Origin of the sequence: Paraburkholderia sp. BR14312, from assembly GCF_040948675.1 — a bacterium.
Classification (GTDB): Bacteria; Pseudomonadota; Gammaproteobacteria; order Burkholderiales; family Burkholderiaceae; genus Paraburkholderia; species Paraburkholderia nodosa_A.
In genome coordinates this window covers 1-23,747 of record NZ_JBFPKI010000028.1, presented here as the reverse complement: position 1 = coordinate 23,747, position 23,747 = coordinate 1, and the positions used below count along the sequence as shown (strand labels likewise).

Genomic DNA, 23,747 nt, shown 5'->3' with positions numbered 1-23,747 from the left:
CGGCTGCATTCCGAGGAAGTCGATGGCACTAAAACACCTACCGCCCACGTTTTGCTGGTCCCGTATCGGGCCAGAGGCCGGCATGGATCTCCCCACGCTGATCCTGCGCAAGGAGTGGGAGCGTCGGCAGGGCGGAGGGCGCTTCCTGTGGGGCATCGGCCAGTCGCTTGGCAACAGCGCTCAAATCGCCGCGCTGCGCACCGGCTCGCTTCTCGCGCTGTTTTCGCCGGCGGCAAACCGCCCGCGCGCCATGCAAGACAAGCGCGGCAAGCGTGCCGGCGTGGTCGTCTGGAATGCGTGGGTCGACGCGAGCGGTCAGGTGCGCCAGCTTCCGCAGCATGTGTTCGTTACGAGCAGCGCCACGCTGCCCTCGGGCGCCGCACGCGAGCATCACTACGCGCTCGTGTGCGTCTCGCCAACCGAACTGAGCGTCGGCAGCTCACTGCGGGTGGTTCCGGAGCGGCTGCGCAGCGTGAGCACGGCGAAACCGCCATGCCGCTCGCAGGGCACGGTGGTGGTGGATTGCGTCGAGCGCGCCGCCCAGGCGGGCGGCAAGAGCCATCCTCTCGTGTTCACGGCGGAGCTGGAGGCGCCATACTTCGTGCGACTCACACAGCCCACGCTCGTCAAGGCGCGCGACCTCGCGGCCATTCACGAGGCATCGCGCATGTGCGACTTCGACACCTACACAGATCTCACCAAACGCGTGCGCAGCGAAGCCTGCGCGCAGCAGGCGCGCGGCGTCACGCGCGATCTCTTCGACGTGCCGCCTGCCGATCACACGGCGTCTTCACGGCTTGGCGGCGCAAGAACGCGCCATGTCTCCCGGGCGGGAGACTGGACCCAGCTCACAATGGAACTCTTCCATGGCGATTCACATCCGTTCACAAGAGGCCGAGGCCGCGCAACGCTTTTTTGAGGCGAGCCGCAACGTCGACCGGGCATTTCGCGCCCTGCGTGCCGAGGCCCACGACCACGTGGCCGCGCCGCTCGCCTATGGCGCCGCGCAATCACGGCTCGATCACGCGCTGGACGAACTGGCGCGTGCCGAGGCGTTGTTCGATTCGGTGACTGACGTACAAACGCGTCAGATGAGGGATCATCAGGATCACTGAGGAACTGGCGCAATGACCCGCGAAGCGGCACTCACCGGTACGGGTCCCGCTACGCTGGCGACCATCCCGAGCCCGCGGCATTCGCGCGGCGCGACTTCGCGCCCATGGGCCGTCCGCTGACCTGCATGCCGCTGGAGCGCTGCGTCCTCGCGCAGCGCGTGGAGCGCAGCGCTTTCTGAGCGCGCCGCAGAGGCGAGTTCGCGCGCGAGCTCAGCCCTTTTCCGCCTCCACCGGCAACTGCAGCACGGCCGCCACCAGCGGCCAGCGCTTCGCGGCCGCCTGCCAGGCGTCCTCGGCTTGAACGTCGAGATAGCGGTCGCGGTCCACGCCCTCGACGAGACGCGCGAGCGCGTCGATATCGCTCGGCAACGCGGGACCACTGCGCGAACGCCGGCCGGACCCCCACAAGCGCATCGCCATCACTTGCCCTCCACCCACACGCCGTCGGGCGTATGGATCACATAGCCGGTTGGCGTCGTCATCGTCACCGTGCCTTCGTTTTCGCCGACCATGCGTGTCTGCGGCAGGTTGTTCGCATACTGCGCGAGCGGCGGCGCGCCGGTGGCGAACGGGCTGTGCGCCACGAGATTGGACAGCAGCTGCGCCAGCGCGAGATAGCTCGTGGGCGTGTCGATCGTCGTCACGCCGCCGGTGTGCTCGCTGCCGGCCGGCAGCCCCACCACCTTCACGCCCACCGGCACGTGGACGATGTTCGGCGTGGGGATCTCGCGCATGCCGGCAATCTGGTTCTCTTCGCCCTGCAGCGCCGCGCCGTGTTCGGGTACGAAGACGATCACCGCCTTGCGGCCCGACTGCGCGACGAGGTCGATCAGCTTGTCGACGTCTCCGAGCAGCCGCTGCAGGCGAATCGGGTAGGACTGCAGGCTCGTGAGCTTGTCGTTCGGCGCGGGCAGCCGGTTGCCGTCGTGCATCGAGACCGTGTTGTAGTAGAGCGCGACTGGCCCGCCGCCAGCGGCAATGCGCTGCTTGTACCAGCGCGAAAGCGCGTCGTAGTCGTCGGCCAGCGCGGAACCGTCGAACTCCTTCATGAACTCCGGGAAGCCTTCGTTCGCGGGGATCGTCACGCCCGGCACGCCGATTTCACTGATCACCGTGCTGCGGAAATTGTCGAAACGGCCGTTGTGGTTGAGCAGCGCGTTCGGCGTGTAGCCGGCCTGCGCGAGCTGCGCGAACAGGTGGCACTCGGCAGGCGCGGGGTCGTAGAGCGCCTTGTGCGGCTCCTGCCCGCAGGTGGCGCGCAGCACGCGGATCGCGGCGGGCCCGCTATAGCTGGCACCCGAGCTGAAGTTCTGGAAGATATAGTCGAAGCGCGAGAAGAGCGGGTTGTTGCGCATCTTCACGACATCCATGTCGTTCCACGAGAGCGAGCAGATGTGCACCATGATGATGTCGAACTGCGCGTTCGCGTCGGTGGTGAGCGGCGTGAAACTCACGTGCCGGCCTTCCTCGTTGGCGCGGAACGCCGCGAGCTGCTGGTCGTAGCTGCCCGACTGCTCGTCGCGCTTCTTGCCGGTGCCGCCGTCCTCGTCGCCGTTGCTGGCGAGTGAAGCGTTGGCGGTCGCATTCGCCACGAACGAGCCCACGCCCTGCCAGACCGGCATGACGACGAGCGCGATCAGCACGAGTGTCGTCACGCGTACCCAGCGGTTGATGAGGAAGTAGAGCAGCACGGCGATCACCGCCGACACGGCCATCGAAAGCGAAATCACGCGCCGCGTGAGCTCGAACATGTACGAGGGCGTGAAGGTGAGGAGCACGGGGATCTGCGAGATCGCCCGGCCGATGTCGGGCATGCTCGACTCGTGGTACGCAATGGCGATACCCACGATCACGGCGATCCCATCGCGCGCAATACGCAGCCACCGCCTGTGCAGCGGCACGAGCAGCAGGATGACGAAGGCGAAGTTCATCCACCACTCGGGCTTGAGCGTGCCGATCGAGTAGAGGTACAGCTTGGCGAGGAAGTAGAGATTCCAGAGACCCATAGTGTTTCGCGTTCCAGGGTGTAGCGGTGGTTCCGGTTATCAGGGCTGGCGGACCTGGCCGGCCCGGCGTCGCGTGAAGAAGTTTTCCAGCGCGTCGAAGAACGCATCGATGAGGCGCATGTAGCCTTGCCAGCTCAGCTCGATCAGCTGAATGAGGCCGTGCAGCGGCGCGTCGGAGGGCGGCACGTCCTCCCATTCGAGCCAGGCATCGGCGCGGCCGAACGTGCATTCCACGAGCTTGCGCTCCATCTCCATCGTCATGCCGACGAAGCGCACGCCGAGGCGCCGGTCGGCCAGACGCGCGACCACGGCGGGGAAGTCGTGCTCCAGCACGCCGCGCGCGAGCGTCACGTTGATGCGCTCGCCGGGTTCGAGCTTCGCTACGGCGTCGGCGGGCAGCATGAGACCGAGGCCGCCCATCGAATAGTTCTCGGTCTTGCACGCGAGCGTGCGGCCGTCGGGCAGCGTGAGCATGGCGGGCACGCGCAGCGGAATGCGGTGCGCCACGCGCACCTGCTTCGCCTCTTTGGCCACGCCGAGCGCGAGCCCGAGAATGGTGAGATTCACGCCGGCCCAGAAGAGGTTCATGAACACGGTGGCGGGCTCGTCTGACCGCCAGATCGTGAGGCGGCCGATACCGGCGAGGACAGAGCACACGTTGATCGCGAGTAGCACGAGGTAGGGCTTCGAAATCGTCCAGTCGAGATACTCGTGCTCGATATGGCCGCCCTTCGAGGTCACGTTGAACTTGCCGAGCTTCGGATTGATGAGCGCCATGGTGGTGGGCAGCACGATGTACCACGCGAGCACGGACTCGTAGGCTTCGGCCCAGAACGAGTGCCGGTAGCGTCCCTGGATGCGCGAGTTGGCAATCGCGGCAATCACCAGATACGGCACCACGTAGGCGAGGATCACGGGCGCAGGCGTGTTGATCACGTGCAGTCCGAAATACAGGTACGCGCCGGGCATCACGAGGAAGATGAGCCGCGGGAAGCCGTAGAAGAAGTGCAGCATGGCGTTGCTGTAGCACATGCGCTGGAAGAACGAGAGTCCCTTGCCGATCCACGGATTGTCGACGCGGAAGATCTGCGTCATGCCGCGGGCCCAGCGGATGCGCTGGCCGATGTGGTCGGCGAGGCTGTCGGTGGCGAGGCCCGCCGCCTGCACGGTGCGCAGATAGGCCGACGTATAGCCGTGGCGATGCAGCCGCAGCGAGGTGTGGGCGTCCTCGGTCACGGTCTCGGTCGCGATGCCGCCAATGTGCTCGAGCGCCGAGCGCTTGATGACCGCGCACGAGCCGCAGAAGAACGTGGCGTCCCAGAAGTCGTTGCCGTCCTGGATCAGCCCGTAAAAGAGGCTGCCTTCGTTCGGCACGCGGTGGAACGTGTCGAAGTTGCGCTCGAACGGATCGGGCGAGAAGAAGTGGTGCGGCGTCTGCACCATCGCGCATTTCTTATCGGCGAGAAAGACGCCTATGGTCGTTTGCAGGAAGGAGCGCGTGGGGATGTGGTCGCAATCGAAAATCGCGATGTACTCGCCCTGCGTGAGCGGCATCGCGTGATTGATGTTGCCGGCCTTCGCATGCGTGTGTTCGTCGCGGCGCAGGTAGCCCACGCCCGCCTCGCGCGCGAAGTCGCGGAATTCGTCGCGGTCGCCGTCGTCGAGGATGTAGACGCGCAGCTTGTCGCGCGGCCAGTCGATCGAGCTTGCCGCGAACACGGTTGGCCGCACCACCGAAAGCGGCTCGTTGTAGGTCGGAATGTAGAGGTCGACGGTCGGCCAGTCGGCCGGATCGCCGGGCAGCGGCTGCGGCTTGCGGCGCAGCGGCCACGCGGTTTGCACGTAGCCGAAGATCAGCACGATCCACGTGTAAAGCTCGGCCGCGTAGAGGATGTAGCCGACGATGGCCTCGGCAGGGCTCGAAAGATGCAGCGTTTGCGTGCTGCGCCACCAGACGTAGCGGCCCGTCATGAGGATCGAGAGCATCACCATGAGCATGGTGGCGAGGCGCCCCGGCAGGCGGCGCGCGATCATCACCACGACGTACACGAGCAGGAACAGCAGCACCTGGCCGGCGAACGGCAGCGGCGTCGTGCACACGGCGACAGCCGCGACGAACGCGAGCCACAGCAGGCCCTGGCGCAGGTAGGGCACGCTGTCGAGCGCCGCCGAAAGCTTCTCGAGCTGCTGCTCGATGCCTTCCCACGGCACGTCGGGCAGCCGCGCGCCGACTGCGGCACTCGCGCGCGAGGCGCGGCGATAGACGGGTTCGAGGCGCCTGTCGAGCCACGCGCGCAGTGCGAAGCGATGGTGTCCTTGCGGCGCCTTGTGAAGCTTGCGCAGATCGGCGGCGAGACGCTGACGCGGGCGCCGCGGGCGCAGGAAGATGCGCAGGAGCCACGCTCCAGCGGTGCGGTCGCGGCCGATGTTCAGGCGCTGGCGGATGTCCTTGCCGAGCCGCGCGAAGGCGAGCGCGGGCACGTCGCGCTGGCCAGGGCGCGGCGGCCGGAAGAAGGCGCGCAGCAGCCACTGGCCACCCGGCGCGTCGGGCGCGAGATTGAACTCGGGCGCGCTCACGCGGCGCAGCGACAACCAGAACGCCGTCCACAGGGCAGCGATGCGCTCGCGGATCATGACGTGCTCCCGTGCGCGACGTGTTGCGCGAGCAGTTCGTCGGGCGCATCGAGGCTCGCACCCGTGCTCCAGTGCGAGAGCCACGAGGCGATGCCGTGAAGGTCGTGCGCGGCCTGCGAGCTGGGCGCGCTCAGGCAGAAGTTTTCGCCCGCGGCGAGTGCGGCGGGCACACCGGTGTCCGCATGCACGAGATACGGGAGCATGGCGGCGCCCAGGCGTGCGCGCAGCAGTGAAACGACGTCCATGTGCAACTGGCGCGCGGGCACGACCGCATTGGCGACGAACACGCTGCGCTTGTGTGCGCGCACGAGCGCGGCGATCAGGCGCGGCAGCGTCGCGCAGGCGGTGGCGCAGGGTGTGAGGACGCCGAGCACGAGGTCGGCGGCATCGATCGCCTGACGCGCGTGTGCCGAGGGCCACGTGCCCGCATCGACGAGCGCGATCGTCTGCGCCGGCAGGTCCACGCGGGCGAGCAGTTCGCGCAACCAGCCGGGGCGCGCGTCGAGCAGGGCGCAGGCGTCGTCGTCGCGCGGGTCATCGGATGCATGGCCGTCAGCGAGGCTGCCCCACGGCAGCACGAGCACGCCGTCGTCGCTTTGCAGCGCGGCGCGCGACCAGGCGTCGTCGGCGCCGGGGCCGCCCGCCAGATGCGTGACGAGGCCTTCGCGCGCGCTCTCGCGCAGCCCGAAATGGAGCGCCAGCACGTTGCGCGGGTCGCATTCCGCGGCGAGCGCAACATGTTCGCGCGCCGCCAGCAGACCCGCGAGCGCGGCGGTGAGGGTGGTGCGGCCCGCACCGCCCACGCTGGAGACGATGGCGATGGTCTTCATCGGCGCGGCCCCGTCTGGCTGAAACGGCGCTGGCCGCGAATCAGCAGGGCGTCGACCTGCGGCGGGAGCCGGAGCGGGCGCGAGCGCGCGGGGCGCAGCCACATGGGCACGAAGCGCGCGAGCCGCAGGCGCCAGCCGATCCAGTAGAGCGGTACGGCCAGTATCAAGCCCCAGACGAAGTAACCGAGGAAGATGTTCATGTCGCTCTCCTATGCTTTGAGCGGCAGCGGCGCGCGCTGCGGCGCGGCTCGCGGTTTCGCGTTGTCGGTGCGCGCGGCGGCGTCGAGCGCGGGCAACAGGTCGCCGTTTATGGGAGCGAAGTTGACGGGCACTGCGGGTTCCGGCACTGCGGTTTCTGTCGTGGCTGCCGTCGCTGAGCCCGATGCGATCGCGGAAGCCGCCGCAGGCGGCACGGTCTGGCCGTTGGCCTGCACCGAGACGGCCGCGGGCGCGGCGGGCTGCCCCTCATTGATCGCGAGCCAGCCCGAATAGTCGGGCGGCGGCGTGGTGTCGATTTCCTCGCCGAGCGTGTCCAGCGCCTCCGTGATCGCGCGGCCGTCGCCGTAGCGCTCCTCGCCCTGGAACAGCTCCGCGAGCGAACGCTGGAACACGCGCCGGCACACGGCGTCGGCGTCGCTCATACGGCAGGCGAAGAAGAACACGTAGAGGCTGTCGCCGCTCGCCGTCACGATGTCGCCCGCGCGGCGCAGATGGCACGCCTTGAGCGCATCCACGTGCGCGACTTCCGGCATCAGCGCGAGGCGAATCAGCACGCTCGGCAGCTGGATCACGCGGCTGCGCTCCACCGCCGCGCGCACGAGTTCGACGAAGTGTGCCGCGCCCACGTAGCCGCTCTCTTCCCCATGCACCACGGCGGCGAGCGCCGCACGATAGTCGGCGGGCATGGGCCGCGAATATACCTGGCCCTGCAGACTGTCGACGATGGCCTCGACCTGCGCGAGCGGCGTCTGCCGCGCGATCACGCGGTTCGCGCCCAGGTTCAGCATGAGCGACTCGTAGCGCATGGCCACGGCGTCCTCGCGCACGATGATCTTGAGCGCTTCGCCGCACTGCAGGCGCAGCGTGTGCACCTGCTCCGCGAGCATTTCGAGGTCGCGGTTCACGCTGAATTCGAGAATCACCGTGGCCGCGACCGAAGTGCGCGCGGCGGCCACGGCGGCCTCGTTGTTATCGACGATCTGCCAGGCCGGCGGCAGTACGCGCTCGTGCAACATCGCGTCGCGCGAAACGATCACGCGGCCTTCGTCGGGTGCGAGCAGGCCCGCCTCGCCGATCTCGGTTTCGAAGGTGCCTCCGGAAACCGTGAGCCGGTGATCGGCGGCGGAAAAGCGCAGCGGCACGCTCCGGCTGCCGTGCACGGCATCGCCCGCGCGCCAGAACGCGACTTCCCAGTGATACTGCCCCTGCACCTGGTGCAATTGTGCGGCGCCCGCGAAGCGCGCCTGGAAGGCGGCGAGTTCGGGATGCTCCTGATCGTCGCCGAGGCCGGGCGGCGCTGCCACCATCAGCACGCCGTAACGATGCTGCGCGCACCAGCCCGCGAGCTGCGCGCCCTGAGCGGCGAGCGCGGCGGGGTCCTGCCAGTTGAAGAACGCCTCCGCGCCTTCGATGAAGAACTGGCTTTCGGGCGCGGCGCACTGCCCGGCGAGCGCGTTGAGCGCTTCGATCAGCACCTGCGCGCCGTCGCGCTCCGGCAGTGTGCGTAGCGCGCAGACGTTTGCCCATGCATGCGTCGAACCGCTCTTGTCGAGATCGACGCCTTGATCGCGCAGCGCCGCCGTGAGGCTCGCGCCGTCGCGCGTGGAAAGGACGGTGGCGGGACCTGTGAGCGCGGCGGCGGCGGTTTGCCAGAACAGCGCGTCGCGCGCGGGCGAGGCGCTCGCGTAGACCACGTGCACCTGGCCCGCGCCGAGCGAAGCGAGCGAGGCCGGCAGGCCGTCGATCGCTAGCGGCTCGCGGCGCGCGAGCCGCGAGAACAGCGAGCGGCGCGTATCGCGGCCGGCGCCGGCGGGCGCAGCGGAAAGGGTGGCGGGATCGTTCATCGTATTGCTCGTCTCGCGGATTTCATCGTCGCGGTTTTCATCGTCGTCATGCGCGCTCGCTCCGTGGCCATGTCAGTAGGCCGAATAAGGGACGACCGGCCGCGGCGGGAACGGCACCGGACCCTTTTGCGGGGAGAAGAAGTAGCGCAGGTAAAGCACGCCTACGTTCGGCGCATAGTCGCGCGAGCGGTCGAGCCGGAAGCGGCCGCCCACCACGAAGTGCTCCGTCACGCGATATTCGGCCGCCGCTTCGACCGCATAGCTGAAGCCGCCGCCCGAGCCGCCGCCAAAGAACGGCGAACCGAGGTCGTTGGCGCTCATGAACGCGAGCGCCTGGGCCTGCAGGCCTGGGCGCGTCGGGTAGAACGGCGACTCGTTCTCGTTCGTGAACGACATGCCCACCGATCCGTCGATCTCCCAGGAAAGCTTCTTGTAGCGTCCGGTCCAGTCGAGCGGAATGCTGACCGAAAAATAGCTCTGCGGACTGTAGTAGCCGCCGTTACCGAACGTGTAGTTGTGTTCGTTCTTCGAGTACTTCCAGTAATTGAGCGTGAGGCCGCTCGACACGATCTGGTCGGGCCGCTTGAACACCGACCAGTCGTAGCCGCTGCGAACCTTGAACTCCTGGTTCGTCTCCACGTTGGTGCCGGTCAGCAGGCCGAAGCCGATGCTCGTGAAGATCGTGCCCGGCCCGAAGTCCTGCGCGCCGCGCACGGTGAAGCCGTTGCGCACGACACCGCCCCACTTCTCGCCCGTGACCGGATCGATGCCGCCCGCATAGGAAACCAGGCTCGCGGTCACAGGGCGGCGCGAGACGTCGAGCGAGAGCGACGAACCGCTCGGGAAGTCGTGGCGGTACTGAATGCCGCCCAGCACGCTCGTGATCGGGAAGCCCACCGGCGTGCTGCCGATGTCGGCGCGCCAGCTATTGTTCGCACCGCTGAACTCGTAGCCCGCCGCGAGCGCGACGCCCGTCGCGGTCTCGTTGACAGAACCGAGCCCGGCGTTGCCGAGCGCGGCGATCTTGCCGTACTTGTACGCGATGTCGAGGTCGTTGCCGGGCAGCGTGCCCGCATTCAGATAGACCGTATCGGCGTGGAAGAAATAGTGGCCCGTATAGCCATCAGGAATGCGAACGTATAGCGGGACTTCGGTGGCGTGCAGCTCGGAAATGCCGGGGTCGCCCGAGAGGTTCGACTGATACCACCCGGTCGCGACCTGCCCCTGCTTGCGGTCTTCCAGGCCCTGCAGCGCGCGGCCTGCCGACGTCGTGCCGTCGGCGTCGGGCCGCGTGCCTTCGGCCACTTCCTGCGTGCGCGAGGTGCGATAGAGGCTCGCGGCTTCGTTGTAGTTGCCGCGCGCCTGCGCAACGCGCCCCGCCTGGATCGTAATGTCCGGGTTGTCCGGATACTGCTCGCGCAACGGATCGACCACGGCGGAAGCCTCGTCGTTCAGCCCGAGCGCGGTGAAGCGCCGCGCCACGGCAAGGCGCGTGTCGATGTCGTTCTCCGCGGTGTCGGCCAGCACTGCGCGCACCATGTCGGCGGCCTCCCGGTCTCGGCCCATGCGCTCCAGCATACGCGCAACGGCGAGGCGTGCATCGGCGTCGTCGGGTTGCGTCACGAGCACCTTCTGCGTGGAGGCCATTGCGCCCTTGTAGTCGCCCTTCGCCTCGCGCAGATCGACGTCTTCGAGCAGCCAGCGCTTGGTCGTCTTGAGGCGGTCCGGCACGGCGTCGAGCGTATGGCGGGCGCCCGTCAGGTCGCCCGCCTCGATCTGACGGCCGGTTTCGCGCGCGACGAGGCGCAGCTCCTGGTCGTCGAGACTGGCCTTCTGTTCGTCGGTGATGCCGGGCTGATCGCGCGTCGCGTCGATCCAGTTCGCCCACGCGTCGTCGCGGTTGGCCGCCGCCAGCAGCTCGCCGTAGCGCACGCGCGCGCCGTTCGCCGCCGGGTCGTCGGGGTGCGCCGCGAGCCAGTCCTGCACGAGTTTCAGGCCCCGGTCCGGCTCGCCGATCGCGATCCACTCGCGCCCGACCGTGGCGAGCATCTGCGGGTCGTTGGCCGCGTTCGCGTTGGCGGCGGCGGAATCGAGCAGCGCGCGCGCCTCGTCTTCCTTGCCCTGAGCGATGAGCTGGCGGGCCTGCGCGATCTTCTTCTGCGCGGCGAGATTGCCCATCAGCTCGCGCATACCTTCGCTGCGCTGTGCTTCGGGCACCGCGTCGAGTTGCGCGGCGGCCGCTTCGACGTCGTCCACGGAATTCAGATAGAGCGCCGTGGCGTAGCGCATGTCGGGCGCCTGAGAGGCCTTCAGGCCGTCTTCCATGACCTGGCGGCCCAGTGCGGGCAAGCCCAGATCGCGATATTGGCGCGCGAGCCTGAAGCGCGTCCATGCGTCGTGGGGCGTGAGGCGCACGGCTTCTTCGAGTTTCGCGATGGCCGGGCTCTTGCGGTTGTCCGCGAGCAGCTGGTCCGCCTGGATCAAGAGCAGTTCGGCGAGCAGCTGCTTTTGCTCCGCGCTCGAACCGCTCACGCGCGGCGTCGTGGCGGCGATGAGCGGCTCGATCTCGCTTTCGCGGCCCGTTTCGCGCAGCACCGTCACAAGGCCGCGCAGCGCGTCCATGTCGGGCTTGGGCGCGTTCACGAGCGGCCGCAGCACGGCTTCGGCTTCGGGCCACTTCTTCTGCGCGATGAGCGCGTTGCCGAGGATATCGCTGGCGGTCGTGTTGCCCGGATCGAGCTTGAGCGCCTCGCGCGCGAGCGTTTCGGCTTCTTCGGGCTTGCCCTGCGAATTGGCTTCGCGCGCCTTCGCAATGGTGCCCCAGATGGTGGCCGTCTTTTCGAGGCTGCGCCACTTGCCGGCGTTGTCCGGGTCGAGCTTGAGGGCGCGCGCGAACAGCTCGCGCGCTTCGTCGTGGCGGCCTTCGCGCAGCCGCACGAGACCGAGCGCGCCGATGGTTTCGCCGTCGTTGGGGTTCGCGCGCTGCGCGCTTTGCAGCGAGGTTTCGGCATCCTTGAGATCGCCGCGATCGAGTTGCGCCAGACCGCGCGCGCGATCGGCGGCGCCGGGGCCGGGGGGCCGTGCACGCGCCTGGGTTGACGCTTGCGCGTTGCCTGCGGCCGTGGCCGGCGGCGCGCTAATGACGGCCGATGGGTTCTGCGCCAGGGCTTGCGCCTGCGCCTGGCCCTTCGCGCCGAGCTTCTTGCCGAGATCGGCGACGGTCTGCTTCGCGTCGGAGTCGTCGGGTACTTCCTGCAGATAGCGCAGATACCACACGTAATAGGCGGGATCGTCGTGCCCCGCGCTCGCGAGCGCGCGCCGCCACAGTTCGAGCGCGAACGCGCGGTTGCTGTCCTGCCGCTGGTACACGTGATAGATGAGGTTGAGGCCTTCCATGCGCGTGTCGGCGCGGTCGGTGAGCAGGTCGCCAAGGATCAGCGCGAGGCGGGGATCGTTCGGATTCTGCTTCACGCGCGTGCGCAATTCGCTGATCGCCTGCGCGCGGCCCGCGGTCGTGCCGGCCAGGATGCGGTAGTAGTCGCCCGCGAGATCGCCTGCGGGCGCGCCGTTCGGAAAGAGCTTGAGCAGGCGCGCCGAGGCTTCCTCGCTCTTGCCGGCGGCCGAGAGCAGGCGGATCTGGGCCATCTCCATCTTGCCGCTCGTGGCGACGCGGTAGGCGTCGTCGAGTTCTTTCGTTGCGTTCGCATTGGGCGCGATCTTCTTGAGCTGCGCGAGGATTTTCGCGGCTTCGGCCGGGCGGTTCGAGCGCAGCTCGATTTCGCCGAGCAACGCGAGCGCCTCGGGTTGCTGCGGGTCGAACAGCAGCGCTTTTTGCACGAGCCCGCGTGCGATATCCGGACGATTCTTGCCTTCCCACATGCGTGCGGCCGAGAGCAACTGCGCTGCCTGGGCGGAGGGCGTGGCGGCGTTGGCCGCCGGCTGCGGACCCGCCTGCGCGGATGCCAGATACGGCGAGGCCGCGAAGAGCAGCGCGACGATCGGCGCGAGTCTGGGTGCGAATCCTGGTACGCGTTTTGGTACGAGTTTGGGTACGAGGCGCGGTGCGATGTTCGGCAACAAGCGTTGCGGCATGCGTGAAACCGCTTCGCCTCGCAAGGCGTGCGCAGCCGCGCGCCGCGCCTCACGGCGCGCACTGCGCAAATGGGCGGCGCGGCGGGCAGACACGAGAGCGTTCAGCGCGGCGTGGGGCATGCGCTCGTCCATGCTGGGGCAACGCGACCTTGCGCGTCGAAATGGTAGAGCCCGTCGAGGTAGCCGAGCCCGAACAACATCAGCACGCTGCTGTAGTAGCCAGGCGGCGACTTTTGCGCGAGCGTGCGGCTGCGGTCGACCTGGGCGTTCGCGAGATCGCTGCGGCCGAGTGCCGACAGATACGGCGCGACCGCGGCGGAAAAGCCGCCGTTGCCCTCGTTGGGCCCCGCTGTGCCCGTGGTCGTGTCGACGCGCTCCGGCGGAAAACCGTGCGCGCCGACGAAATCCGCGAGCGGCCTGAAGGTGGCGAGCGTGCTGGCGCGCAGAGGGTCGTCGCTCGCGAGCATGCCGGCCCACAGATACACGCGGATAGCGTTGTACGCGCTTTCGGCGTGCGTTTGCGCGTCGGGGGCGAAGCCGCCTTTCGCGTGATATTCGACCCAGTCGGGCGAGTAGCCCTTGGGCGCGGTCTCGTTGACGAGTCTCGCCGACGAGGCGAGCAGCGCCTTCCATTCGCCCGCCTCCGGCAGCGCGAGCATGAAACGCCGCATGACCTGGAGCGGCACGTAGCTCGGGTTCAGGCGCCAGCCGTCCTTGCCGATCGTAAAGCCCACGGGTCCCGGCAGCACCGTGCGGCCGAGACCCGGCAGCACGGCGGTTTCCTCGCGCACGATGTTGCGGGCCATCACCGTGCCGAGCGCGGTGTAGCGGCGCTCGTTCCAGAGGCGTCCGGCTTCGAGCAGCGTGTAGGCGATCCAGAGGTCGGCGTCGCTGGCGGGGTTGCTGTCGATCACGCCCCACTGCGGCTCGCCGGCATGCGCGGCGCCTGAAGTGCCAGACGCTGCCGACGCCGCAACCGGCTTGCCGTCCTCGCCGATGTCGCGCCGTCCCCAGATCCATGCCGGCAGATGCGTGGCGAGGTCGCCCTGCGCAAGATTGTTTTCGGTCCACGTAAGGACTTTGTCGAAGCTCGCGCGGTCGTTCGCGACCAGCGCAAAAAATAGCGCGTAGGACTGTCCTTCGGAAACGGTCACCTGGCGCGGCGTGCTCGCGTCGATCACGCGGCCGTCGGCGCTCAGCAGCGTGCTGCGAAACGCGTTCCACGCGGGCCAGGCGCAGGCCGCGGGGCTGGCGGATTTTGCAGCACTGGCGCTGGCGGCCGGCGCGGCCGCGTGCGCTGTCGCAGCCGGCATCAGCAGCGCCAATGTCGCGAGCGGTGCGAGCGGCGCGCAGGCAAACGCGGCCGCCGCGAGCCAGCGCATGAGCCGGGGCGCCAGAGCGGGCGCGAGCGTAGCCAAACCCGGACGCATCGTCAGGTCCCGGAGCGGCGGGAGGCCATGCGGCCGAGCGCCCAGAACACGGTGAGCGCAACGATCAGACCGGCCAGAATGCCCGCGAGCGCCATCAGTGCCGGGTAGCGCGAGATAAACACCCAGGCGCGCGCATACCACGGCAGATCGCCGACAAAATAGCGGTTGCCCACGCGCAGGCCCTCCACCTGGCCTTCGCGCACGAGCGTGAGATCGCCGTGCATCTGCGAGATCTTGCCGCCGTCCTGGAGCGCGTCGAGCACGTCGCCGAACTGCGCCGACGAAGTCGCGGCGAGCGCCACCACGCTCCTGCCTGACTTCAGCGGCGACTCGAAGGCGATCAGCGCCGCCATCGGTCCGCCGAGCGTAACGATCGAGCGGCCCGACGGCGTCGGGTCCTCGTCCTCGGTGCCGCCGAGCCAGCCGGGCCAGCCGCTGCGCTGGTCGCGCGTGGTCACCTCGGTCTTGCCGCGCTCGATGAGAAGCGGCAGGTCATTGCCCCACTTCTCGAGCAGTTGCGCGCCCGAGCCCGAACCGATCACGAGCAGGTTGCTGTCGCGCACGCTGTCCACCTGGCTGGCGGGCACGATCGTCAGGCGCAGCGAGGGGAGGCCCGTCCACTGGCCCATGTGGCCGAGCAGCGTGAGCACGGCTTCCTGATCCTTCGTGTCGGGTTGGTCCGGAATCACGAAGGCCGTGTCGGAGAGGTCGGCCATGCGCGTGAACGGATAGCCGCTGTTCGCGAAGTAGGCGAGGTTGGGCAGCGACGTGTAGTGCGCGAAGCCGCTGAAGTCGATGACCGAGTCGGGATCGACGGCCGCGCGCGCAACATCGTTGGCAGTCGAGGTGCACAACCCCGTCTTCTGCGAATCGATATGGAACTGGAACTGGAACTGGTTGTCGCTGCCCACGCGGAACGCGGGGATTTCCAGATTCGTTGATGAACGGGTGTCCGAGCCCGAAAGCAGCGGCACGTTGATGCGCGCTTCGTCGGAGGCGCGCGTGACGGGACGCAGCCGTTGCGAGCGCACGAGTTGATCGTTGATGCTCACGTTGAGCACCGAGTCGTTCCATGCGGAAGGCGCCGTGTAGCGATAGCGGATGTCGAGCGGCACGTTGCCCCGCGCCCACGCATAGAGGTCGGCGGGCACGCGCAGATTCACGCGGATCGCGGGCGGGTTGTAGCCCGATACCTGGAGCTGCTGCGGGTCCGTCACCAGCTCGCGGAACAGCACGGGGCGGTCGGTGGGCACCCAGTTCGGCGCGTCGTAGGGCTTGCGCGCCGGGCCGAGATCGATCGACTTCACCATCACGCTGTTGCCGGCCATGCCGGCCTGCCCGAGCGCGACCGCGTAGGCGGCGTTCAGCAGTTCCTCGGGCGTGCGGCCCGCGAGCACGAGGAGCTTGCGGCCCGACTGCGGATCGGCGGCTGGGTTCGCCATGACCGAGACCGTGGGGCCCTTGATTTCCGGCAGGTTCAGCCCCTCCGGCACCTGGCCCGGCAGCACGAGCGCAATGGCGTTGGCGTCGGGCGGCACGGTGCGCGAGACCGGAAAGCGCGAGCCGCGATAGCTCGCGAGCGCGCCAAGCCACGACGAGACGACGCCCGCCGCGTGCAACACGGGCACGCCCGCGTTGGCGGCGAGTACGAAGGGCACGCGCACGAGGCGGTTGTCGTGGCGGTCGAAGAACGGCACAGGCAAGAGCCCGAGGTCGTCGGGCAGCACGATGCCCGCCGTGTTGAGCGTGAGCGACGTGTCGGGGCTGATGTCGGCCCAGAGGCTCGAATGATAGGCATCCTCGCAATGATCGAGCGTGTAGTGCGCGATCATCTGCACGGTGATGCGGTTGTAGTCGGTGAAAAGGCGCGGGTCGAGATCGATCTCGCTCGTCACGAGCTGCCCGGCCGTCTCCTTCACGAGCGGAATCGTCGCGACGACTTCACCGTTCACAAACACCCTGAGATGCGAAAGCGAAAAGATCAGCGAGGGCGAGTAGGTGTAGACGAGCTTGAGCTTTGCGCTGGTCACGACTTCGTCGGTGCGAACGTCTACATTCATGCCGCCGGTGGGATCGAGGCCGCGCAGCGGGATCGGCCCGTACGCACCCATCTGGCGCAACGTGAACGTGCGCGTGCGCGGCTGCCCGAGCGGCGTCGAAGCGGCAGGCTCGGGAATGACGGAGCCCGGTGCCGTCTGGATGACAACGGGCCCCGTCACAGGGGCGGAAGCAGCGGCCGCAGCGGAGGCCGTAACTGGCGTTGCGGCGGGAGCGGAGGCGGGAACGTCGCTTGCTCCCGCCGCGGCCGCCTTTGTCGTCTGCGTAGCGGCGACAGCCGATTTGTCCACCGCGAAAAGGCTCGCCCCCAGCAGTAATCCGGCGACGAGCGCGCCCAGCCCAACTTGAACGGAGAGTCGCATCGCAACAGCCCTTTGTTTTCTTCGCAGTGGCTGTCTTTATCTTGCAAAGACAGCGGCTATGGTTATTGGCGGCGTGGTGCCGCCAAGCGTTATCTCGAAACGGCGTCAATGTGTGGTGGAGTTTAGCGGAGAGCCAAGGATCGCGCCCTATGAATGCGCGTGTTTATGCCCGTTGCGTAAAGCGCGCAGATGACGGGCTGGCGCGGCCTGACGGCCGGTTTGACAGTTGGGCGCTCGGATTGGGCTGGCGGGTCGGCGCGCTTGACAATTCCTGCGCGCGCAACGAAAGGCGGTGGCGTTGCGAGCGCGCAACGCGGTCGCCGGAGATGGTGCGCCAAAAGCCGGCCCTCCGGTTCATTCAATTACTAAGGACGTCGAATCGATGAGGCATGCAGCCGCCTCGCGCATGTGCAGTGTCGCGAGCGGTGAGGTAATCTTGGCGGCTCAGATCCAGAAGCGGAGCAGGGTAATGAACGAGCAAACGTGGCAAGCAGTGGACGACTGGTTCTGCGAGCGGCTGATCGGTCCCGATGATGCGCTCGACGGCGCGCTCGCCGCAAGCGCCAAAGCGGGCCTTCGCGCGATCAACGTGGCCCCGAATCAGGGCAAGTTTCTGCATCTGCTCGCGCGCATCCAGGGCGCGCGGCGCATCCTCGAAATCGGCACGCTGGGCGGCTATAGCGCGATCTGGCTCGCTCGCGCGCTGCCCGATGACGGCGCGATGGTGTCGCTCGAATTCAGCCCGGAAAACGCGGCCGTTGCGCGGGCCAACATCGCGCGGGCGGGGCTCGATGCGAAGGTGACGGTCATGACGGGCCTCGCGCTCGAATCGCTCGATGCGCTCGTCGCGCAAGGCGTGCCGCCGTTCGACTTCGTGTTTATCGACGCGGACAAGAGCAACAACCCGAATTACCTCGAACGCGTGCTGCAGCTTTCGCGCCCGGGTACGGTGATCGTGGCCGATAACGTGGTGCGCGAAGGGCGCGTGGCCGACCCCGCGCATCACGAGGACGACGTGGTCGGCTTGCGTCGCTACTTCGACATGCTTGGAAACGACAGGCGGCTTGCGACCACGGCTGTGCAGACGGTGGGCAGCAAAGGCTGGGACGGGTTTGCGATCACGGTGGTGGGCGGGTAGCAAACGTCGATCGCCCATACACATGCGCCAAAGGCAAAAAGGGCCTGGCAGATGAACTGCCCGGCCCTTCGTCCGTCTAGCGACGCGCTGACGATCGCCGGTCAGAAGTCCGTCGTCATCGAGAACAACACGGTACGCGGCGCGCCCATCGTCAGATAGCCACCGTTGGTCGACGACCAGTACGCCTTGTTGGCGAGGTTATAAACATTGGCGCGGAACGTAGTCGGACGGCCGAACACGTTCGTCGCATAGCGCGCGCCGATGTCCACGGTGTCCCACGCCTTGATCGACATGGTGTTGGCCGCATCGAAATACTGCGGACCCGTATGCGTCCAGCGTGCCGAAAGCGTGAGGCCCTGCACCCCGGGCACGTCGTATTCGGCGCCCAGGTTGAGCAGGAAGCTCGGCACGCCTACCGGGGTCTTGCCGTCGGTCGAACCCCCGTCGGTGTCGAGTTGCACGGCGTTGATCCAGGTTGCGCCCGCGATCAGACGCACGCCCTTGTACACCTCGCCGAACACCGACGCTTCCACGCCGCGATGGCGCTCGTTGCCGTTGGCCACATAGGCGCCCGCGCTGTTGGTGTAGGTCTGCGGCTTTTCGAGCTGGAACAGCGCGAGCTGCGCGCCGTACTTGCCGTTGTCGTACTTCGCGCCCACTTCATACTGCTTCGTGCGCTCCGGCGCGAGCTGGTCGCCGTAGTTCGTCGTGCCCTGGGGCGCAATGCCGCCCGCCGAAAGCGACTCGCTGCGGTTCGCGTAGATCGAGACGTTCTCCCACGGCTTGACGACGAGGCCGAACAGCGGCGTGGTGATCGAGTCGTTGTAGTTCGAGGTCTGCAGCAGCGTCGACGACGAGTAGCCGTTCGACAGGATCTCCTGGTGACGCACGCCCACCGTAAACAGCACGCGGTCGTGGAAGAAGCCGAGCGTGTCCGAGGCCGAGACGCTGCGCATCAGGTTCAGTGCCGTGATCGGCGGGTTGCCGTCCATGCCGGCCTGATAGGCCGTCGCCGGATACGGCACCTGCACGCCGCTGTAGAGGCTGGTCGGGAACGAATTGGAAAGCGTCCAGCCCGACTGCGTTTCCACGCGCACGATCGAGGCGCCCGCGGTTACGAAGTGGCTCACCGGACCGGTGTTGAAGTGGCCGCGCACGCCCGTTTCCGCCGAGGTCGCGCCTTCCTTGCGCACGACGCCCAGGCGCGAGCCGGTCGTGGTCGTGGGATCGGTGTAGTAGGGCGAGAAGTATTCGCCATGCTCGTTCGTGTGGCGCACGCCGCCCGTCACATACGCGGTCCAGCCGGGCAGGAAGTCGTATTCGGCTCGCAGGATGCCGACGGTGTCTTCCGCGTCGCTATACGACCAGGTCTGTGCGTACTTGTGCGTGGCCGAGGGCACACCCGGAATTTCGTCGCCGAGCACGTAGACGACGGGGCGGCCGTCCGAAACGTGCTGACGCTGATACATGAAGTCGCCTTCGAGACGCAGCTTCTCGCCGCGCCAGTCGAGCGCCACGGCCGTCTGGTTGGCGCGGCGCATTTCGTTGTCGATGCTCGTTTCGCCGTCGCGGTTGTACTGGTTCACGCGAATGCCGAACTGGTCGTTGTCGCCGAAGCGGCGGCCCACGTCGATATGCGTGCCGAACTCGCCCGAGGCGCTGCCTTCGAGCGTCACGCGCGTGAGCGGCTTGTCGTCGGCGCGCTTCAGTTGCAGGTTCACGCTGCCGCCGATCGAGGTGCCGTTGGGCGCCGCGCCGTTCAGGAATGCGCTCGCACCCTTGAAGATGTCCACGCGCTCGAGCGCAGCCGTCTCGACGAGCTGGCGCGGCGTGATGCCGTACAGGCCGTTGAGCGAGATATCGTCGCTGTCGAGCGTGAAGCCGCGAATGACGTATACCTCCTGGAAGTTGCCGTAACCGTAGGCGGTGCGCACGGCCGGATCGAATGGTTATGCTTTGCCGGCCAGACAGGGCTCGCGGAGCTGGCCCCATGAGCGGCCCGGAAAAGTATGCGGATTGTATTGCAAATGAGAATGCGTGTTATTTAAATATTGCTGTCAGTAGGTGTATTCGGCGTTTACGCAACAATTTCAGTGTCGGGCATTCGATGTGGGCGCAACGAAAGCTTGGGAAATTCGGGGTCACAAGGTTTGCGTGCGCCGCGCGAACGCGCGGCGTCGTCCAGCGTCGTTGCGCGCTCAACCAATGCACAGCGCGACGCTTGACGCCGCATGGGCAAGACGCGGCCTGGCCCGTTTTCGAGGCGCGTTCCATGCGGCGCCGATAAGCAGATTCGATGCCTTTCGGCAGTCCTTTCGTTGGTTCGCACGGCGCGCTCAAACCTACAATGAGGCTTCGTGATGTTCGACGTCTGGTGAACCGGAAATGACTGAAAAATCGATGCTCGTGGTGAGCGCACACAGCGCGGATTTCGTATGGCGCGCGGGCGGTGCGATTGCCCTGCACAAGAAGAACGGCTATCGCGTGAAGGTGGTGTGCCTCTCGTTTGGCGAGCGCGGCGAGTCTGCGAAGCTCTGGCGCAAGGGCCCCGACATGACCATCGAGAAAGTGAAGGCCGCGCGCCGCGAGGAGGCGCTCGCCGCCGCCGAGATTCTGGGCGCGGAGTGCGAGTTCTTCGATCTGGGCGATTACCCGCTGCGCGTTTCCGATGAAGCGCTTCTGCGCCTCGTCGACGTTTATCGCGACGTGCAGCCCGCGTTCGTGTTGAGCCATTCGCAGAAAGACCCGTACAACTTCGATCATCCGCTCGCGATGCACGTGGCGCAGGAAGCGCGCATCATCGCCCAGGCCGAAGGCCACAATCCGGGGCAGAAGATCGTCGGCGCGCCGCCGGTCTACGCATTCGAACCGCACCAGACCGAGCAGTGCGAGTGGATTCCGAACACCTTCCTCGACATCACCGAAGTGTGGGAAGTGAAACGCCGCGCCATCGAATGCATGGCGGGCCAGGAACACCTTTGGGAGTACTACACGCGTGTCGCGCAACAGCGCGGCGTGCAGGCCAAGCGCAACATCGGCATTACGGCGAAGCGCGACATTCAATACGCGGAAGGCTATATGCGCCTGACGCCCGCAGTGGTGGGAGATCTGTCATGAAACGTGGTGTCGTCGTCACCCAGATTCCGCGCGCCGACGCGCGTCACATCGAAATCCTCAAGGAAGCCGGCACGGCCACCGTGCACGAGGCGCAAAGCCGTCTCGGCCTGCTCGCCACGCATCTGCGGCCCATTTATTCGGGCGCCGCGATCGCGGGCTCGGCCGTGACCGTGCTCATGCCGCCCTCGGACAACTGGATGCTGCACGTGGCCGTGGAGCAGTGTCGCGAAGGCGACGTGGTGGTGGCTGCACCCACTTCGCCTTGCGAAGATGGCTACTTCGGGGAGCTGCTCGCCACCTCACTCGCGGCGCGCGGCGTGCGCGGCCTGATCATCGACGCGGGTTGCCGCGACGTGCGCGCACTGAAGGCGATGGACTTCCCGGTGTGGTCGAAGGCCGTTTCGGCGCAAGGCACGGTGAAGGAAACGCTCGGTTCGGTGAACGTGCCGGTGGTGTGCGCGCAGCAGATCGTGCATCCGGGCGACGTCATCGTGGCCGACGACGACGGCGTGGTCGTGGTGCCGTTCGCCACCGTTGCGAAGGTCGTGGAAGCGACCCAGGCGCGCCTCGCCAAGGAAGAAAAGACGCGCGCGGTGCTCGCGGGCGGCACGCTCGGCCTCGACTATTACGGCATGCGCGAGCGCCTGGCCGAAAAGGGTCTGCGCTACGTCGACACGCCGGCAGACGCCTGAGTCCGCAGCGTTTGACTTCACACGAGGCGCCAAAACGACAACGAGCGCCGCAAGGGCGCTCGTTTCGCTTCGCGATGACCTGACGAAGCGGGTTAAAGAATGCGGTCCAACGCCTTCGCGAACCTCGCGACCGTGCCTTCGATGTCATGCAGTTTTTCGAGGCCGAACAAGCCGATACGGAAGGTCTTGAAGTCTTCAGGCTCGTCGCATTGGAGGGGAACGCCAGCCGCGATCTGCACGCCGGCATCGGCGAACTTCTTGCCGGATCGTATGCCGTCGTCGTCCGAATAGCTGACCACGACGCCCGGTGCCTCGAAACCTTCGGCCGCGACGCTTCGGAAACCCTTGCTCACGAGCAGCGAGCGAATACGCTTGCCGAGTTCGAGCTGCTCCGCCATTACCTTGTCAAAGCCGTATGCCTCGGTTTCCTTGATCACGTCGCGCAGCGTCGCGAGACTGTCCGTGGGCATGGTTGCGTGGTAAGCGAATCCGCCGCTCTCATAGGCTTCCATGATCTGCAGCCACTTGCGAAGATCGCAGGCGAAGCTGGTGCTGGTCGTTGCGTCGATCCGTTCGCGCGCGAGCGGCCCGAGCATGACGAGCGCGCAACAGGGTGACGCGCTCCAGCCCTTTTGCGGTGCGCTGATCAGGATATCGACGCCGCTTTTCTCCATGTCGACCCAGACCGTACCGGAGGCGATGCAGTCGAGTACGAACATGCCGCCTACGGCATGCACGGCGTCGGCCACCGCGCGCAGATACGCATCGGGCAGCATCATTCCCGATGCGGTTTCGACATGCGGCGCAAAGACCAGATCGGGCTTGTTCTCCTTGATCGCCGCGACGACTTCTTCGACCGGGGGCGGCGCATAGGCGGCCTGCCTTCCCTGTTCGACCGGGCGCGCCTTCAACACGATCGATTCAGAGGGAATGCTGCCCATGTCGAAAATCTGCGACCAGCGGAAACTGAACCAGCCATTGCGAATGACGAGGCACTTCCTGTTCGTTGCGAACTGCCGGGCAACGGCTTCCATGCCGAAAGTCCCGCTGCCTGGGACGATCACGACCGACTTCGCGTTGTAGACTTTTTTCAGGGAGCTGGAGATATCCCGCATGACGCCCTGAAAGAGCTGCGACATGTGATTGATCGAGCGGTCGGTGTAAACCACTGAATATTCGAGGAGTCCCTCGCGGTCGACATTGGGAAGTAAACCTGACACGCTCGCCTCCGATAAAGGATGAACAAGGTGAGCAGCATGTGCGATTCGATGCTGCTGCACCCATGCAGATGGGTTGGTTGTCGCGACGAAAATAGATTCTAACGAATGCCGTCTGCAGGCTGGGGCATATTTTTCTGTGCTATCTGGCGCAAGTACAAAGCGCCTGGTGGCCCGGGGCAATGGTGCGATGCGGCAGAACCGGTGTCTGTCTCACGTGCGCGCGGGCGGCTGCGGATTGTTGGCCGGGTTCGTGTCGAACCGGTTCACGCTTTCGATGCCCAGCTGGTCAGCGAGGGCCGAGAGCCGAGCATACAGCCCGTCGGCGCTTTCCCTGTCGTAGACCGCTTCACCGCGAACGTATATCGCGAACGACTTCAGGTACTTCGCCTTTTTCGCTGGATTGGCGATCGTCTCTTTCGTCCATTGATATAGCGGATAACGTTCCCGCCCGGCGCGTTCCGCCTCTTCGACATAATCGGCGAATGCGTCGAACTGGCACTTCAAGGAGGCGTCGTGATCGCGCAAGACGGCTTCGAGTAAGTTGCGCCCCGCGTAGGAGCGGTTGTCCCGCAGCGCATCGGCCAACTCGGGCACGACGGTGATGCGGACCTGGAATTGCCACGTTTCTGCCATGCATGCCTCCTGCGTTGACGCACAGCATAACCGCTCTGGGGCGGCCGCTGCTGCCGCTCATGGCTATTCTCGTCGGGAATCGGGCTTATGAAGAATCTGCGAATTATCGCTCCGTCATGTGGCCACTACGATCTACCTGTCACTCATCACCCGGCAGAAGATTTTCATGTCCACACCCGCAGGCAAAGTCGCCGCGAATAGCGGCGCCACGACTGGCACCGGTTCGAGCCTGGGCGGCGACAATTATCTTGGCCGGTCGTTGACGTTTGTTTTGGCCGGTGGTGAGGAGTCGGAGGCGGCGTAGCCGCCGGAGACGACGAACCACCGGCGGCGCCGCGTCGGCGGGGCAATAGGATG

The 23,747-nt window shown here is 66.8% G+C and carries 18 protein-coding genes; 5 read left to right on the top strand and 13 right to left on the bottom strand.

Annotation, left to right across the window (positions count from 1 at the left end; genetic code table 11):
• The first annotated feature begins 22 nt into the window (after positions 1-22).
• Positions 23-919, top strand: coding sequence for a hypothetical protein (locus AB3X98_RS40660; protein WP_368607105.1), 897 nt, complete (start codon positions 23-25; stop codon positions 917-919).
• A complete protein-coding gene (locus AB3X98_RS40655; RefSeq protein ID WP_069265757.1) occupies positions 867-1,115 on the top strand; it encodes a hypothetical protein in 249 nt (82 codons plus the stop codon). Before AB3X98_RS40660 ends, AB3X98_RS40655 begins: the two co-directional genes overlap by 53 nt.
• Positions 1,116-1,325: 210 nt before the next feature.
• Here AB3X98_RS40655 and bcsR read toward each other — a convergent pair whose 3' ends face one another.
• From bcsR to bcsB, 9 genes are all read right to left on the bottom strand, one after another.
• Positions 1,326-1,523 carry a BcsR/BcsP family cellulose biosynthesis protein gene (gene bcsR, locus AB3X98_RS40650; RefSeq protein WP_368607106.1) on the bottom strand — a complete coding sequence of 66 codons (198 nt, stop codon included), beginning with the start codon at positions 1,521-1,523 and terminating at the stop codon, positions 1,326-1,328.
• 11 nt (positions 1,524-1,534) lie between these two features.
• Positions 1,535-3,121 (bottom strand): cellulose biosynthesis protein BcsG, encoded by a 1,587-nt coding sequence (gene bcsG / locus AB3X98_RS40645; protein ID WP_368607107.1) that lies wholly within the window; start codon positions 3,119-3,121, stop codon positions 1,535-1,537.
• 39 nt (positions 3,122-3,160) lie between these two features.
• Positions 3,161-5,755, bottom strand: a complete 2,595-nt coding sequence (gene bcsA / locus AB3X98_RS40640) for a UDP-forming cellulose synthase catalytic subunit (RefSeq protein ID WP_368607108.1) — start codon at positions 5,753-5,755, stop codon at positions 3,161-3,163.
• Positions 5,752-6,585 carry a cellulose biosynthesis protein BcsQ gene (bcsQ, locus tag AB3X98_RS40635; protein WP_368607109.1) on the bottom strand — a complete coding sequence of 278 codons (834 nt, stop codon included), beginning with the start codon at positions 6,583-6,585 and terminating at the stop codon, positions 5,752-5,754. The genes bcsA and bcsQ overlap by 4 nt, the downstream gene beginning before the upstream one ends.
• Entirely contained in the window at positions 6,582-6,785 is a 204-nt protein-coding gene (locus AB3X98_RS40630) for a hypothetical protein (RefSeq protein WP_368607110.1), read from the bottom strand. Before AB3X98_RS40630 ends, bcsQ begins: the two co-directional genes overlap by 4 nt.
• Before the next feature lie 9 nt (positions 6,786-6,794).
• Positions 6,795-8,648 carry a cellulose biosynthesis protein BcsE gene (gene bcsE, locus AB3X98_RS40625; RefSeq protein WP_368610432.1) on the bottom strand — a complete coding sequence of 618 codons (1,854 nt, stop codon included), beginning with the start codon at positions 8,646-8,648 and terminating at the stop codon, positions 6,795-6,797.
• A gap of 72 nt (positions 8,649-8,720) precedes the next feature.
• Complete coding sequence (locus tag AB3X98_RS40620; RefSeq protein WP_368607060.1) at positions 8,721-12,860, bottom strand: cellulose synthase subunit BcsC-related outer membrane protein; 4,140 nt, start codon at positions 12,858-12,860, stop codon at positions 8,721-8,723.
• Positions 12,842-14,053, bottom strand: a complete 1,212-nt coding sequence (gene bcsZ, locus AB3X98_RS40615; protein ID WP_368607068.1) for a cellulose synthase complex periplasmic endoglucanase BcsZ — start codon at positions 14,051-14,053, stop codon at positions 12,842-12,844. Before bcsZ ends, AB3X98_RS40620 begins: the two co-directional genes overlap by 19 nt.
• A 119-nt stretch (positions 14,054-14,172) precedes the next feature.
• The gene (bcsB, locus tag AB3X98_RS40610; protein WP_368607061.1) at positions 14,173-16,590 is read right to left on the bottom strand and encodes a cellulose biosynthesis cyclic di-GMP-binding regulatory protein BcsB; all 2,418 of its coding nucleotides are present in this window, start codon (positions 16,588-16,590) and stop codon (positions 14,173-14,175) included.
• A 469-nt stretch (positions 16,591-17,059) separates the two neighbouring features.
• Here bcsB and AB3X98_RS40605 point away from each other — a divergent pair, with 469 nt between their 5' ends.
• A complete protein-coding gene (locus AB3X98_RS40605; RefSeq protein ID WP_368607062.1) occupies positions 17,060-17,728 on the top strand; it encodes an O-methyltransferase in 669 nt (222 codons plus the stop codon).
• 101 nt (positions 17,729-17,829) lie between these two features.
• Here AB3X98_RS40605 and AB3X98_RS40600 read toward each other — a convergent pair whose 3' ends face one another.
• The gene (locus AB3X98_RS40600) at positions 17,830-19,662 is read right to left on the bottom strand and encodes a TonB-dependent receptor (RefSeq protein WP_368607063.1); all 1,833 of its coding nucleotides are present in this window, start codon (positions 19,660-19,662) and stop codon (positions 17,830-17,832) included.
• A gap of 451 nt (positions 19,663-20,113) precedes the next feature.
• Between AB3X98_RS40600 and AB3X98_RS40595 the strand changes: the two genes are divergently transcribed.
• Together AB3X98_RS40595 and AB3X98_RS40590 are read left to right on the top strand one after the other, a co-directional pair.
• On the top strand, positions 20,114-20,845 hold the full coding sequence (locus AB3X98_RS40595) for a PIG-L deacetylase family protein (protein WP_368607064.1): 732 nt from the start codon (positions 20,114-20,116) through the stop codon (positions 20,843-20,845).
• Positions 20,842-21,537, top strand: coding sequence for a 4-carboxy-4-hydroxy-2-oxoadipate aldolase/oxaloacetate decarboxylase (locus AB3X98_RS40590; protein WP_368607065.1), 696 nt, complete (start codon positions 20,842-20,844; stop codon positions 21,535-21,537). The genes AB3X98_RS40595 and AB3X98_RS40590 overlap by 4 nt, the downstream gene beginning before the upstream one ends.
• Positions 21,538-21,629: 92 nt before the next feature.
• Here AB3X98_RS40590 and AB3X98_RS40585 read toward each other — a convergent pair whose 3' ends face one another.
• The 3 genes from AB3X98_RS40585 to AB3X98_RS40575 form a co-directional block, all read right to left on the bottom strand.
• Positions 21,630-22,757, bottom strand: coding sequence for an aminotransferase class V-fold PLP-dependent enzyme (locus AB3X98_RS40585; protein ID WP_368607069.1), 1,128 nt, complete (start codon positions 22,755-22,757; stop codon positions 21,630-21,632).
• A 210-nt stretch (positions 22,758-22,967) separates the two neighbouring features.
• Entirely contained in the window at positions 22,968-23,390 is a 423-nt protein-coding gene (locus AB3X98_RS40580) for a hypothetical protein (protein WP_368607066.1), read from the bottom strand.
• A gap of 139 nt (positions 23,391-23,529) precedes the next feature.
• Positions 23,530-23,747 (bottom strand): hypothetical protein (locus tag AB3X98_RS40575; RefSeq protein ID WP_368607067.1); only part of this gene is annotated, 218 nt, incomplete at its 5' end.

Excerpts from the sequence above, each read along its gene's own strand:
- bcsA (WP_368607108.1), bottom strand. The coding sequence starts at position 5,755 with ATGATCCGCGAGCGCATCGCTGCCCTGTGGACGGCGTTCTGGTTGTCG.
- AB3X98_RS40580 (WP_368607066.1), bottom strand. The coding sequence starts at position 23,390 with ATGGCAGAAACGTGGCAATTCCAGGTCCGCATCACCGTCGTGCCCGAG.
- AB3X98_RS40630 (WP_368607110.1), bottom strand. The coding sequence starts at position 6,785 with ATGAACATCTTCCTCGGTTACTTCGTCTGGGGCTTGATACTGGCCGTA.
- AB3X98_RS40595 (WP_368607064.1), top strand. The coding sequence starts at position 20,114 with ATGACTGAAAAATCGATGCTCGTGGTGAGCGCACACAGCGCGGATTTC.
- AB3X98_RS40620 (WP_368607060.1), bottom strand. The coding sequence starts at position 12,860 with ATGCCCCACGCCGCGCTGAACGCTCTCGTGTCTGCCCGCCGCGCCGCC.
- bcsB (WP_368607061.1), bottom strand. The coding sequence starts at position 16,590 with ATGCGACTCTCCGTTCAAGTTGGGCTGGGCGCGCTCGTCGCCGGATTA.
- AB3X98_RS40655 (WP_069265757.1), top strand. The coding sequence starts at position 867 with ATGGCGATTCACATCCGTTCACAAGAGGCCGAGGCCGCGCAACGCTTT.
- AB3X98_RS40605 (WP_368607062.1), top strand. The coding sequence starts at position 17,060 with ATGAACGAGCAAACGTGGCAAGCAGTGGACGACTGGTTCTGCGAGCGG.
- bcsE (WP_368610432.1), bottom strand. The coding sequence starts at position 8,648 with ATGAACGATCCCGCCACCCTTTCCGCTGCGCCCGCCGGCGCCGGCCGC.
- bcsQ (WP_368607109.1), bottom strand. The coding sequence starts at position 6,585 with ATGAAGACCATCGCCATCGTCTCCAGCGTGGGCGGTGCGGGCCGCACC.
- AB3X98_RS40590 (WP_368607065.1), top strand. The coding sequence starts at position 20,842 with ATGAAACGTGGTGTCGTCGTCACCCAGATTCCGCGCGCCGACGCGCGT.
- bcsG (WP_368607107.1), bottom strand. The coding sequence starts at position 3,121 with ATGGGTCTCTGGAATCTCTACTTCCTCGCCAAGCTGTACCTCTACTCG.
- bcsZ (WP_368607068.1), bottom strand. The coding sequence starts at position 14,053 with ATGCCGGCTGCGACAGCGCACGCGGCCGCGCCGGCCGCCAGCGCCAGT.
- AB3X98_RS40660 (WP_368607105.1), top strand. The coding sequence starts at position 23 with ATGGCACTAAAACACCTACCGCCCACGTTTTGCTGGTCCCGTATCGGG.